The organism is Smaragdicoccus niigatensis DSM 44881 = NBRC 103563 (genome assembly GCF_000380645.1).
GTDB lineage: Bacteria > Actinomycetota > Actinomycetes > Mycobacteriales > Mycobacteriaceae > Smaragdicoccus > Smaragdicoccus niigatensis.
Genome location: NZ_AQXZ01000018.1, coordinates 687,293 through 699,726 on the forward strand (window position 1 = coordinate 687,293; position 12,434 = coordinate 699,726).

Here is a 12,434-nt window from a genome sequence, read left to right on the forward strand (position 1 = left end):
CCTACCCCTTCCGCAAATCCGGCAAGGGCGCACCGATCGCCACCCGCCGCGCGCGGTCGTACACCGCCAACCACGCAGCGCGCACTGACGGCGAGTCGTCCCCGAGAATCCGCACCCAGGCACCCACGCCGTCGGGCAGCGTGCTCGCTCCCCAGCGCACGTCGCTGTGTTGACTCAGCTCATCGACGAGTTCGGCCACGTCGAAGCCCGCATGCACGACGAACAACGACGCCATGAGCGTCTCGGTGCCGAACCGGCCGGGACCGGTCACCGAATCCCGGTCCAACCGAATTCGATCGGCAACCGCGAGTGACCCGTCCGGCCGACGCACCTCGAAATCGGTGGCGTAGACGTCGTACGCGTGGCGCTCATCGCGGGCGAGCCGGCCGGCGACGAAACTATCGGCCACCAAGACCGTGGCGGACGGGTCCGCCGTGACGACCATCCGCTGGTAGAACGCCGCACCCGAGAAGACGATCGTCGGCTCGGGCAGGTACTCGACAACCGAATCCGCGCCAGCGGAGATATTGACGATATGCGTCGCGTAGTCGGTGTCCATGCGGTGCACCTTCGTCGCGGCTTGCGTCGTGACGAACACCGAAGCACCCTCACGTGCGACGACATCCATTCGCAGCCGGTCGGACTGGAGCACGCCGCCGCCCGTCGACATGACATAGACGATCGGGAGACCAGGACGCGCGGGATCGACGTACAGCGGCCGCATCACCTGTAGCGGCGACCGCTGGTAGTGCGACACCAGATCCGTCCGCTCCCCAACCCGTTCGAAGGTCAGCTCGAGCAACCCGACTTTGCCCGGACTCCCCGCGGCGAGAGTGTCCGGAATGCCGGACCGAGCACTCACCGACGACGGGATGCGCGCTGGCGTGTAGTGCTCCGGCGCAAGCCGATCAGCTGGCACTGGCCGTTTCCGAACTGCGGCATCCGTCGAGGAAGTCGGCGAAGTAGTCGATGCCCAACCCGGTGAGGCAGTCCGTCAGCACGACCGGGCGCCCCTCGCGAACCCGGTGAGCGTCCGATTCCATGACCGTGATGTCGCAGCGAACGTACTTGGCGATGTCGACCTTGTTGATGATCAGCAGGTCCGACTCCGTGACGCCCGGCCCGCGCTTGCGGGGCATCTTGTCGCCCTCAGCGGTGTCGAGAACGAAGACGAAGACGTCGACGAGAACCGGACTGAAGGTCAGCGTGAGGTTGTCTCCTCCGGACTCGAACAGCAGAGTGTCGACCTCGGGGTACTTCTCGAGCATCTCCGCAGCCGCGGCGAGGTTCATCGTGGGGTCATCGCGGACCGCGGTGTGCGGGCATGACCCCGTCTCAACGCCGACAACCTTGCCCGGGTCGAGGAGCCCGGACAGCGTCCGCCGTACGTGGTCGGCATCTTCCTGCGTGTAGATGTCGTTGGTGATCACCGCGGGCGAGTAGCCACGCTCGATCAACTCCGGGACCAGCGCTTCGATGAGCGCGGTCTTCCCTGAGCCGACGGGCCCGCCGATCCCGATTCGCAACACGTCATTCATCAGTGCACTCCCTACGTCGCGAACAACCGCGCCTGCGCGCGTTCATGGTTGCTCGACATCATTTCCGCCATTGGCACACATCCGCCGATGTCCTCGATCGGCCTGGCCAGCGCCTCGTCGACGACCCGTTCGATCGTCGGAAACGCGCCGTTGAGCACAGTCTGGGCGACCCGATGATCGACCACCCGGAGACGCAGCGCCGCGCCCACGAACGAGGACGCGAATCCGAAGGCCGCACCCGTCGCCGCTTCCCGCACATCGACACCGAGCGCGCGATGCACGACCCCCGACACGATCGGTTGCATCCCGCGCAGCCGCTTTCCGACAACCAACTCTTGGAGTTCCTTGATCGTCGGTCCGCCAAACGAGTGCACCGCAGTATCGAGCAGTTGGCGCCCCGTCCGGATCGATGCAGCCCGCACTTCGGCTACCAGAACTGTTGCATGCAAAGCACTTTCGATTTCGATGAGATCTTCGCCACGATGCGCGAGCGCGAACGCCGTCAGATCACCCGGTCCGACCGAGTGAACCAGCAGGTCATCGAGCAGTCGGGGCAACGTCCGAGCGTCGACAGCCTTCGCTTGTGTGAACCCCTCGAGTCCGTGCGACAACGTGTACATGCCGCTCGGAAACGCCGAGTCCGCGAGCTGCATCGCGGTCAGCAGAGAGTTCATGCGAGGAAGTACAGCTGCGTCAACGGCAGATGGGTCGCCGGTTCGATGGTCGCGGGCTGACCGTCGAGCGTCACCTTGAACGTCTCCGGGTCCACCTCGATCACCGGCAGCGCATCGTTGAGGACCATGTCCTTCTTGCCGATGTTCCGGCAGTTCCGAACGGCTACAACGGGACTCGCGAGACCCAACTGCGCGGCAACGCCGTTGTCGAGCGCGGCCTGCGACAGGAACGTCAGCCGCGTCGCGGACGCCGCCTTCCCGAATGCCCCGAACATCGGCCGGTAGATGACGGGCTGCGGCGTCGGCAGCGACGAGTTCGTGTCACCCATCTGCGCCCAGGCGATCATGCCGCCCTTGACCACGACCGACGGCTTCGCCGCGAACGCGTTGATCGGCCACAGCACGAGGTCCGCGAGCTTGCCCGCCTCGATCGAACCGACGTGATCGGCGATTCCGGCAGCGATCGCCGGATTGATCGTCATCTTCGCGACGTAGCGCAGGACGCGGAAGTTGTCGTTGCCCGGCTTGTCTTCCGCAAGCGGCCCGCGCTTGTCCTTGCAATGGTGAGCGGTCTGGATCGCCCGCAGCCACGACTCCCCAATCCGGCCCATCGCCTGCGAGTCGGACGAGAAGATCGAGATGACCCCCTCGTCATGCAGAACCGTCTCCGCTGCAATCGTTTCCGCACGAACCCGGGAGTCCGCGAAGGACACGTCCTCCGGGATGTCGTGCCGGAGGTGGTGGCACACCATCACCATGTCGAGCAGTTCGTCGACCGAGTTGATCGTGTACGGCAGTGTCGGGTTCGTCGACGACGGCAGCACGTACGGCTCTCCCGCGATCCGCATGATGTCCGGCGCGTGCCCACCGCCCGCACCCTCGGTGTGGAACGTGTGGATTGTGCGACCGGCGATGGCATCGCGCGTGTCTTCGTAGAACCCGGACTCGTTCAGCGTGTCCGTGTGGATCGCCATCTGAATGTCGTACTGGTCCGCGATCCGCAGCGCGGCGTCGATCGCGGCGGGCGTCGAACCCCAGTCCTCGTGAACCTTGAGACCACACGCGCCGGCTTCGATCTGCTCGGCGAGCGCCTCGAATTGAGAACCGTTGCCTTTGCCGAGGACGCCGATATTTACGGGGAGTTCATCGCATGCCTGCAGCATCCGTCCGATGTTCCATGCACCGGGCGTACAGGTCGTGCCCTTTGTGCCTTCGGTCGGTCCGGTACCGCCACCGATCAACGTGGTGACGCCGTTCGACAGCGCGTCCGGAACCTGCTGAGGCGCGATGTAGTGGATGTGGGTGTCCACCCCGCCGGCCGTCACGATCTTGTGTTCGCCCGCGATGACCTCGGTACTCGGGCCAATCACCAGATCCGGGTGCACGCCATCCTGGGTGTTCGGGTTGCCCGACTTGCCGATGCCGACGATGCGACCGTCACGAATCCCGATGTCGCCCTTCACGACTCCGACCTTCGCGTCGAGAATAATCGCGTTCGTGATGACGAGATCAAGCGCGCCCATGGCACGCGTGGTGTTCGGGTCCTGCGCCATGCCGTCGCGGATCGACTTACCGCCGCCGATGACCGACTCGTCGCCGTAACTGCCGGCGTTGTGGTCCGTCTCGATCTCGATGACCAGGTTCGTGTCCGCGAGACGCACCTTGTCACCGACCGTCGGTCCGTAGAGGTCGACGTACTGACGTCGCGAAATGATCGCCACCGTTAAGCCCCCTTCGTGCGGAAGCCGCTGATCGTCTTCGTCCCGCCGTATTCGCACAGCGTCACCTCACGGGTGTCACCCGGTTCGAAGCGAACCGCGGTCCCGGACGGGATGTCGAGATGCATCCCCTTCGCGGCGTCCCGGTCGAACGACAAAGCCGGATTGACCTCGGCAAAGTGATAGTGCGACCCCACCTGGACCGCGCGGTCACCGGTGTTGCTCACTCGCATCGTCACCGTGCGACGGCCCGCGTTGATCTCGATGGGATCGTCCGCGTAGAGGTAGTGCCCGCCCGATTGCATCAAAGCCTCCTAGTGGTGGTGATGGTGCTCGCCCGGCCCATGCGAATGGGCATGGCCGTGCTGGTCCTCCGCGTGCAGTGCGGCATGAATTCCGTTGTCGCCGTGCTCGAAACGATGCTTCGCGGCATGCACCCGCTGGCTGATGACCGCGTCGATCGCAGCGCGGGACAGCAGCTCGAACGTGGCCGGCACATGCTCGACATGACTGACGCCAAGTCGATGGCAACGGTCCTTGCCTTGTTCGACCGACGGGTCGCCGCCATCGAACGCCACCTCGACGAACTGACGTCCGCTGAATTGCTTCACCAGTCGTGCGATGCGGAACAGTTCGGCGTCGTTGTACGGATCGTCAGCCGGTGACGTGATGAGCAGATCGGACTCCGGCGCCGCCGCGCGCAGCCAGGCGATGAGATGTGTCGCCGTCCCGAACGGCTCGCTCACGATCACCGTGTCCGATCCCGACGATCGCGCGGCCCGACCACATTCGGCGACCAACTTCGGATCGCGGCCGAGAGTCATGGGCACGATGCAGGTCAACCCCTCGCCGATCTCCGCGGCCAGTGCGCGGCCGACCGAAACCGCGCGCGGATCATCGAATCCGCGTGATTCGTAGCCGCAGACCAGAACAACCTTCAAGGTCAGCCGCCGATCGGGTCATGGCACGACACGAGTTTCGTGCCGTCGGTGAACGTCGCCTCCACCTGAATCAAGCCCGCCATGTCCCGAACACCGGCCATGACGTCGTCTTCGGAGAGAACGCCCTTGCTCAATTCCATGCACTCGGCGACGGTCCGGCCGTCGCGAGCGCCTTCGAGCACGGCCTCGCTGATGAGCGCCACCGCCTCGCTGTAGTTGAGCTTCAAGCCCCTGGCCTGGCGTTTCCGCGCCAAATCGGCCACGACGTAGACATACAGCTTGTCGATTTCGCGCGGCGTGAGATTCATATCGTCAGACCCTAGCGGGCCTCACAACGGACGGCGCGGCGACCTGAGAAAAGGCTTAACACGTCCTTAACACAGTGACACACACCACACAATGCGCCCGTAATGCGGTGGAAACATCTGGTCCATAGCGTCCGGGTTCACGAGCACTTTTCGATCTCTGTGAGCACGTGTTCGGTGTTTTACCCATGGGGCCTACCCACATTTCCGAAAGGCGAAACACATGGCTGATACCACCAGTAATTCCTTCTGGGCCCGCAATTGGAAGCGAATGTTCGCCGCTCCGACGGTCCTCGCTCTCGCCGCCACTCTCGCGTCTTGTGGCTCCAAGGCAGGCGACTCCGGCTCCGAGACTGCTGCCGCTCCCCCGAGCTGCGTCAACACCTCGGGTGACACCATCAAGCTCGGCTTCCTGAACTCGCTTACCGGTGGTATGGCTATTTCGGAAAAGACCGTCTCGAACGTGCTGCACATGGCGGCCGATGAGATCAACGCATCCGGCGGCATCCTGGGCAAGAAGATCGACTACATCCAGGAAGACGGCGCCACCGACTGGCCGACCTTCGCGGAGAAGACCGAGAAGCTCATCACCAAGGACTGCGTCGCCGCGGTCTTCGGCGGTTGGACGTCGTCGTCGCGCAAGGCCGTGAAGCCGGTCGTCGAGCGGCTCAACGGACTGTTCTACTACCCGGTGCAGTACGAGGGCCTGGAGTCCTCAAAGAACATCTACTACACCGGCGCAACGACCAATCAGCAGATCATCCCGGCTCTGGACTACCTCAAGTCCCAAGGCGTCAAGACGCTCTTCCTGGCCGGATCGGACTACGTCTTCCCGCGTACCGCCAACGCGATCATCAAGCTCTACGCTGCCAAGCTCGGCATCCAGATCGTCGGCGAGGAGTACGTCCCGCTCGACAAGGACGACTGGACCACTCAGGTCGCCAAGATCGTCGCAGCCAAGCCGGACTACGTCTTCAACACGATCAACGGCTCCTCCAATGTGGGCTTCGTCAAGGCCTACTACGACGCCGGGCTGAAGCCGGAGACCACGCCGATCATTTCGGTCTCCATTGCCGAGGAAGAAGCCCCAGCCATGGGCCACCCAGTCACCGGCAACTACGCGTCATGGAACTACTTCGAGTCTCTCCAGACACCGAACAACCCGAAGTTCATTGAAAGCTGGAAGGCCTACCCGGGCAGCTCCGGCGTCACCTCCGACCCGATGGAGGCGGCCTACATTTCGCTGTATCTCTACAAGGCACAGGTCGAGGCCGCCGGCTCGTTCGACGTGGACGCCATCAACAAGGTTTCGAAGGAAAAGAAGATCACCTTCGAAGCCCCGGAGGGCCTGGTCACGCTCAACGGCAACAACCACCACATCAGCAAGGCGGCGCACATCGGACGAATCAACGCCGACAACCAGTTCGACATCGTTTGGGCGTCGCCCGGACCCATCGAGCCGGACCCGTACCTCGAGGGTTACGACTGGTTCCCCGCGGACGTGCGCGTGCGGCTCGTGAAGGCCGCCGGCTGATCTAGCCAACCCTGTGGTGGGGTCTTGTGCTCCGAAGTACGAGACCCCACCACTCCACCGACGAGAGGGCCATCCTTTGTCTTCATTCATCGCCCCGCTTCTGAACGGCAGTGCGGATGGCGCGCTCCTTCTGTTGGTGGCTATGGGGCTCGCATTGACCTTCGGGCAGATGGGCGTCATCAACATGGCGCACGGCGAATTCGTGATGGCCGGGGCGTTCTGCGCCTACCTCACCCAGCAGGTCGTTTCCAGCACCAAAATCTCCATCGTGATCGCCATCCCCGTCGCCTTTGTGGTCGCCGGTCTACTCGGCCTGATCCTCGAGATGGGGATCATCCAGTGGATGTATGACCGCCCACTCGACACCCTCCTGGTGACCGTCGGTGTCAGCCTCATTCTCAAGCAGGCCGCGCTGCAGATCTTCCCTGCGCAGGGCGTTCCGGTGGTGAAGCCGCACTGGCTCGACGGCCAGCTTCCCGTTCTCGGCTACGAATGGCCGCTTCGCCAGGTCTTCACCATCGTGCTCGCACTGATCTGTCTCGGCGGACTGGCCGCGCTGCTGAAGTACAGCGCATTCGGCCGCCAAATCCGGGCCACCGTACAGAACCGGGCGCTCGCCGAAACCCTGGGAGTTTCCACCCGGTCCGTGGACCGGCTCACCTTCTTCATCGGCTCCGGGCTCGCGGGTGTCGGCGGTGTCGCCGTCTCGCTCGCGGGCGGGACAAACGCCTCGATGGGCGCGAAGTACATCATCCCCGCGTTCCTCGTTGTTGTCGTCGGCGGCCTCGGCCAGCTCAAAGGCACCATCATCGCGGCCTTCGCCGTCGGTATCTCCATGGCCTACCTCGCCGACTGGACGACGGGCAGCATGGCGCAAGTCATCGCCTTCGTCTTGATCGTGGTCTTCCTCCAGATCAAGCCGCAGGGACTCTTCACCGTCCGAACGAGAGGACTGGCATGAGTACGCCGATCAGCGACACCACGATGCCTCCCGAGACACCGGTCGCGCACTCAGTCGAAGCTGACATGAGTGCGCCGACCAACGGCACTGCGCCGATCAACGGCGCTGCATCAATCAACGGCACCAAGATGCTGTCCTTCCTGCGCGGGCCGTGGGGCTCACTGCTCGGCATCGGGCTCCTGGCCCTGCTGCTGCTCGCGGTGGCGCCGGCTCTGCTCACCGACTTCCGACTCAACAACCTCGCGAAGTACTGCGCCTGGGCGATGGTCGCCGTCGGCATCGGACTGACCTGGGGGCGCGGCGGCATGCTCGTGCTGGGTCAGGGCGTCTTTTTCGGCCTCGGCGCCTACGCGATGGGCATGCATATGCAGCTCGAAACCGTCGGGGACGGCGGGATCCCGACCTTCATGATTCTCTACGACCCGCTGGCACCGCTGCCCTCGTGGTGGGAGCCGTTCCGCAGCGGAACCTTCACGATCATCGCGATCGTGGTCGCCCCGATCATCGTGTCCTCGATCCTGGGCTTTGCGATCTTCAAGCGCCGGGTGAAAGGCGCATACTTCGCGATCCTCACTCAGGCCCTGGCCGTCGCCCTGGCTACGCTGATCACCTCCACAATCAAGTGGACCGGCGGCGACACCGGACTCTCCGGCTTCCGGTCGTTCTTCGGCTACGACCTCAACGACCCGATCAACAAACGGATGATCTACTTCATCACCGCAGCCCTGCTCGTCGTCTGCATGGTGGTGGCCTGGCAGTTGTATCGCAGTCGCTTCGGGGAGCTCCTGATTGCCACCCGCGACGCCGAGGAGCGCGTCCGCTTCCTCGGCCACGATCCGGCCAACATCAAATTGGTGGCCTTCGTCGTCGCGGCGGTGATGGCGAGTATGGGTGGAGCCATGTTCGTGCCGATCGTCGGCATCATCTCCCCCAAGGACATCGGCGCGGCCGCCTCGATCTTCATGATCGCCGGTGTGGCGCTCGGCGGGCGGGCGGCGCTCTTCGGGCCGGTGCTCGGTGCATTGGCGATCGGATACGGCCAGTCCACGCTCTCCGAGCAATGGCCCAACTTCTGGATCTACCTGCTCGGATTGGTGTTCATCGTCGTCATCCTGCTGATCCCGGGCGGTATCGCCTCGATCCCCAAGCAGCTGAGCGGCCTCATCCGGACGAAGGAATCGACCAACATGAGTACGGACACCAAATGAGCATGAACGATGACGAGCTCGACTATCTCGAGACGCGGGGCCTGACGGTCGACTTCGACGGCTTCAAAGCAATCAACGGGGTTGACGTCACTTTCCTCCAGGGCCGTCTGCACTTCCTGATCGGGCCGAACGGTGCGGGCAAAACCACCCTGGTCGACGCGCTCACCGGTCTGGTGAAAGGCACCGGCTACGCGGCGTACGGAAACTATGACCTGCTCTCGATGAAGTCACACCAGATTGTGCGGGCCGGCGTGGGACGGACGTTCCAGACCGCGACCGTCTTTGAAGAACTCACCGTCGTGCAGAACCTCGACATCGCCGGGGGTATTCACCGCAAGTCGCGGCAAATGCTAAGGACGCGTCGAGGCATACCAACGTATGTCGAGGAGGCCCTGGAAACGATCGGGCTGACCCGGCACAAGGACCGCCCCGCCGGGATACTCGCGCACGGCCAGAAGCAGTGGCTGGAGATCGGCATGCTGCTGGTGCAGGACGCCAAGGTGATGTTCCTCGACGAGACCGTCGCGGGGATGAGCGCCGAAGAGCGTGACGAGACCGGCGAACTGCTCAAGCGCCTCGCGCCGTCGCGCACCATCGTCGTGATCGAGCACGACATGGAGTTCGTCCGGAACTTCGCCGACATCGTCACCGTCATGCACGCCGGGAAGGTACTGACCGAAGGCAGCGTAGCCGAGATCCAGGCCAACCCCCAGGTCCAAGAGGTTTACCTGGGCCGGAGCGTAGAAGGAGCACTGAATGACTGAGAGCGCTTTGGAACTCGTCGGAGTGACCGCCGGCTACGGCCGCAGCATGGTGCTGCACGACGTCAGCCTGACCGTGCCAGGCGGCGGTGCGGTCTCCCTGATGGGGCACAACGGAGCGGGCAAGACCACCCTCTTGCGCGTCGCCGTCGGGCTGCTCGGTGTCCGGTCGGGGCAGGTCCTGCTCAACGGCGAGGACGTCACCAAGCAGCGCCCCAACGCACGGGTGAAACGAGGACTCGGCTATGTCCCGCAGGGCCAGCTGAGCTTCCCGCAGATGACCACGTTGGAGAACCTGCAGCTGGTCACGACGCGGCAGTCCGAGATCGACGAGATGCTGGATCTCTTCCCGGCCCTGACCGGTCTGCTCTCGCGGCGCGCAGGCCTGCTCTCCGGTGGACAACGACAGCAACTCTCGATTGCCCGCACGCTCCTGACCAAGCCAAAGATGTTGATCCTCGACGAGCCGACGGAGGGCATCCAACCCAACGTAGTGGCCGAGATCGAGCGGGTGATCGTCGAGCTGACCCAGCGCGGCGACCTCTCGGTCCTGCTCGTCGAACAACATGTGGGATTCGCACTGCGCTCGACGGGCTCCTATTACGTGCTCGAGTCCGGCCGGGTCACGTCGTCTGGCACAGGTGGCGAGGGCGCCCTCGGGGATGTCCGCGCCGCGATGGCCGTGTAGGAATAGCGCTCACCATTTCGTCGCCGAATCGTCGCTTGCCTCGCATTAGTCACTAGCTTCACACTGGTCACATCAGTCACCTAGGTGTCAGGAGTGGGCGGTGCATCGGGTACTTCACTGCGCGGTCGTGGCGGGGATGACGGCGGCGGTCTGCGCGACCGTTACGGCACAGGCGGCGCCGACGCCACCGAGCATCACCGTGATGACTCGAAATCTGTACCTCGGCGCCGACCTCACGCCCCTGGCCACCGCACTCACCACCGCCGATCAGGCCCAACGGGCGGCGGACGTATTCCGGCAGGTTCAGGCAACCGACTTCGGTGCACGCGCGAAACTGCTGGCCGCGGAGATCGCCGCGGCCGGACCGGACCTGGTTGGTCTGCAGGAAGTCGCGCTGTGGCGCACCGGTGATGTCGGAGTTCTCGATGGCACCCGCACTCCGGCCACCCATGTCGCCTACGACTTCCTCGGCCTCTTACAAACCGAACTCGCGGCGCTGAGTCAGAACTACGAGGTCGCCGTCACCGAACAGGGTTTCGACGCGGAGGTCTCGACGGCGCTCGGCTACGACGTTCGCTTCACCACCGGTGACGCAATCCTCGTGAAGCGGGGCAGCGTCACGATCAACAAGCGATCAAAGGGACTGTTCAAAACCTTCCTCACGATTCCCACGGTGAGCGGACCCATGCTCGACCGCCGGGGCTGGACCGCGGTCGACGCCACCAAGAACGGCCGCATGTTCCGGTTCATCAACACGCACCTCGACTCGACGCTCGGCCCGATCCGGGTCAGTCAGGCGACCGAACTCACGACCGGACCTGCGGCCACCTGGCAACGCGTTGTCCTGGTCGGAGATCTGAACGCCACTCCGAACGAAATCCTCTTCCCGGCGTACAAGGTGCTCATCGGTGCCGGGTTCCGCGACGCGTGGACTGCGACGCACGGCACCGAACCGGGCTTCACCTGCTGCAACGCGAGCGATCTGATGGGTCCGAACACCTTCACCCAACGGATCGATCACGTGTTGAGCCGACCCGCGCTGCCGGCCACCAACACGTATCGAACGGGAATCGATCCCAGCGAGCGGACCCCAGCGGGTGAGTGGCCGTCCGATCACGCCGGAGTCGTCGCGACATTCCGTCTGTAGCAGCCGCTGGGCGGATTGCCCCGTCGGCCGAGGTCGTGGACCGAGCCCGAGCGCTCGGGCGAACGAGTCTAGATAACCGGGATCTGCAGGCCCTGAAGATTCCAGACGACAGCGCCGGCGCCGACGGTCACGGTGTACAGCACTGCGATCCACAGCCCACGCGGAATGTGGGTCAGCCGCCAGAGCCCGTCGACGTCGGTGCGACCCGTTCGGTTTCGAGTCGTCTCGGAGATGGTGCGGAGATTGCCCAGAACCAGGAGCCAGGCCAGCACGAAGAACAGTTGGCCTTGAAGATCGACTGTGCTGTGTCCATCGAGCCAGATCAGGCCGACGATCGCGCCGACGAGAAGCAAGGCGCCAAACACGTTCCGGATGAAGATGAGCATGATCGCGACGGCTGCCAAAGTCACCAAACCGAGGAACCGAAGGTGCCCCTCGGACATGAGGAATGCCACGAACATCGCGGCCAACGGCGGCGCGAGGTAGCCCGCCGCGGCAGTGACGACCATGCCTGCGCCATACGGTTTGCCGCGCGACAACGTCAGTCCTGAGGTGTCCGAGTGGAGCCGAATGCCGACGAGTTGACGTCCCGTGGCGAGGGCGGCGAGCGCGTGACCGCCTTCGTGGACGATCGTCACAACGTGCCGGACAACCGTCCACAACAGGACGACAAGAGCGAGCGCGGCGACGAGCGCCGTGTAGTCACCCAACGTGTCGAGAATCTGATCCACGCCATCGAGTATCCGGGTGCAGCGGCGGGGAACGTCCGGGTGGCGACCGAGGTCACATCACACGGTGTGCCGGACTGCCGCAACATTCCCGCTAGCACTGGATTTAAGACGCCAACAGAGGATCCTGGAACTAGGGATCCGGGAAGCCTCCCCCGACCTTCACAGATTCCCCACCAGTCACATCCTTCACTTGTTATGTTTCTGTGACCACCCGCCACAGTCGAGGGG

The 12,434-nt window shown here is 64.1% G+C and carries 14 protein-coding genes; 6 read left to right on the forward strand and 8 right to left on the reverse strand.

Annotation, left to right across the window (positions count from 1 at the left end; genetic code table 11):
* Window position 1: 1 nt before the first annotated feature.
* The 7 genes from F600_RS0119540 to F600_RS0119570 are packed head-to-tail and all read right to left on the reverse strand — an operon-like array spanning window position 2 to window position 5,179.
* Window positions 2–919, reverse strand: coding sequence for an urease accessory protein UreD (locus F600_RS0119540; RefSeq protein WP_018162337.1), 918 nt, complete (start codon window positions 917–919; stop codon window positions 2–4).
* Window positions 909–1,538: an urease accessory protein UreG gene (ureG, locus tag F600_RS0119545; RefSeq protein WP_018162338.1), complete on the reverse strand. Its 630-nt coding sequence runs from the start codon at window positions 1,536–1,538 to the stop codon at window positions 909–911. The genes F600_RS0119540 and ureG overlap by 11 nt, the downstream gene beginning before the upstream one ends.
* A gap of 11 nt (window positions 1,539–1,549) precedes the next feature.
* Window positions 1,550–2,212 (reverse strand): urease accessory protein UreF, encoded by a 663-nt coding sequence (locus F600_RS0119550; protein ID WP_018162339.1) that lies wholly within the window; start codon window positions 2,210–2,212, stop codon window positions 1,550–1,552.
* On the reverse strand, window positions 2,209–3,933 hold the full coding sequence (gene ureC, locus F600_RS0119555; RefSeq protein WP_018162340.1) for an urease subunit alpha: 1,725 nt from the start codon (window positions 3,931–3,933) through the stop codon (window positions 2,209–2,211). Before ureC ends, F600_RS0119550 begins: the two co-directional genes overlap by 4 nt.
* A 2-nt stretch (window positions 3,934–3,935) precedes the next feature.
* The gene (locus F600_RS29015) at window positions 3,936–4,235 is read right to left on the reverse strand and encodes an urease subunit beta (RefSeq protein WP_018162341.1); all 300 of its coding nucleotides are present in this window, start codon (window positions 4,233–4,235) and stop codon (window positions 3,936–3,938) included.
* A gap of 9 nt (window positions 4,236–4,244) precedes the next feature.
* Window positions 4,245–4,871 (reverse strand): sirohydrochlorin chelatase family protein, encoded by a 627-nt coding sequence (locus F600_RS29020; RefSeq protein WP_018162342.1) that lies wholly within the window; start codon window positions 4,869–4,871, stop codon window positions 4,245–4,247.
* A gap of 2 nt (window positions 4,872–4,873) precedes the next feature.
* Window positions 4,874–5,179 (reverse strand): urease subunit gamma, encoded by a 306-nt coding sequence (locus F600_RS0119570; protein ID WP_018162343.1) that lies wholly within the window; start codon window positions 5,177–5,179, stop codon window positions 4,874–4,876.
* Window positions 5,180–5,399: 220 nt separating this feature from the next.
* Between F600_RS0119570 and urtA the strand changes: the two genes are divergently transcribed.
* From urtA to F600_RS29035, 6 genes are all read left to right on the forward strand, one after another.
* Window positions 5,400–6,710 (forward strand): urea ABC transporter substrate-binding protein, encoded by a 1,311-nt coding sequence (gene urtA / locus F600_RS29025; protein ID WP_245541575.1) that lies wholly within the window; start codon window positions 5,400–5,402, stop codon window positions 6,708–6,710.
* 76 nt (window positions 6,711–6,786) lie between these two features.
* Window positions 6,787–7,671, forward strand: a complete 885-nt coding sequence (urtB, locus tag F600_RS0119580) for an urea ABC transporter permease subunit UrtB (RefSeq protein WP_018162345.1) — start codon at window positions 6,787–6,789, stop codon at window positions 7,669–7,671.
* Window positions 7,668–8,879, forward strand: coding sequence for an urea ABC transporter permease subunit UrtC (urtC, locus tag F600_RS29030; protein WP_018162346.1), 1,212 nt, complete (start codon window positions 7,668–7,670; stop codon window positions 8,877–8,879). The genes urtB and urtC overlap by 4 nt, the downstream gene beginning before the upstream one ends.
* Window positions 8,876–9,643 (forward strand): urea ABC transporter ATP-binding protein UrtD, encoded by a 768-nt coding sequence (gene urtD / locus F600_RS0119590; RefSeq protein WP_018162347.1) that lies wholly within the window; start codon window positions 8,876–8,878, stop codon window positions 9,641–9,643. The genes urtC and urtD overlap by 4 nt, the downstream gene beginning before the upstream one ends.
* On the forward strand, window positions 9,636–10,328 hold the full coding sequence (locus tag F600_RS0119595; RefSeq protein ID WP_040631862.1) for an ATP-binding cassette domain-containing protein: 693 nt from the start codon (window positions 9,636–9,638) through the stop codon (window positions 10,326–10,328). Before urtD ends, F600_RS0119595 begins: the two co-directional genes overlap by 8 nt.
* A gap of 100 nt (window positions 10,329–10,428) precedes the next feature.
* Window positions 10,429–11,475, forward strand: coding sequence for an endonuclease/exonuclease/phosphatase family protein (locus tag F600_RS29035; protein WP_156024681.1), 1,047 nt, complete (start codon window positions 10,429–10,431; stop codon window positions 11,473–11,475).
* 68 nt (window positions 11,476–11,543) lie between these two features.
* Here F600_RS29035 and F600_RS29040 read toward each other — a convergent pair whose 3' ends face one another.
* Window positions 11,544–12,206, reverse strand: a complete 663-nt coding sequence (locus F600_RS29040) for a M50 family metallopeptidase (RefSeq protein WP_018162350.1) — start codon at window positions 12,204–12,206, stop codon at window positions 11,544–11,546.
* Window positions 12,207–12,434: the final 228 nt, after the last annotated feature.

Excerpts from the sequence above, each read along its gene's own strand:
- ureG (WP_018162338.1), bottom strand. The coding sequence starts at position 1,538 with ATGAATGACGTGTTGCGAATCGGGATCGGCGGGCCCGTCGGCTCAGGG.
- F600_RS0119550 (WP_018162339.1), bottom strand. The coding sequence starts at position 2,212 with ATGAACTCTCTGCTGACCGCGATGCAGCTCGCGGACTCGGCGTTTCCG.
- F600_RS29015 (WP_018162341.1), bottom strand. The coding sequence starts at position 4,235 with ATGCAATCGGGCGGGCACTACCTCTACGCGGACGATCCCATCGAGATC.
- F600_RS0119570 (WP_018162343.1), bottom strand. The coding sequence starts at position 5,179 with ATGAATCTCACGCCGCGCGAAATCGACAAGCTGTATGTCTACGTCGTG.
- urtA (WP_245541575.1), top strand. The coding sequence starts at position 5,400 with ATGGCTGATACCACCAGTAATTCCTTCTGGGCCCGCAATTGGAAGCGA.
- urtC (WP_018162346.1), top strand. The coding sequence starts at position 7,668 with ATGAGTACGCCGATCAGCGACACCACGATGCCTCCCGAGACACCGGTC.
- urtD (WP_018162347.1), top strand. The coding sequence starts at position 8,876 with ATGAGCATGAACGATGACGAGCTCGACTATCTCGAGACGCGGGGCCTG.
- F600_RS0119595 (WP_040631862.1), top strand. The coding sequence starts at position 9,636 with ATGACTGAGAGCGCTTTGGAACTCGTCGGAGTGACCGCCGGCTACGGC.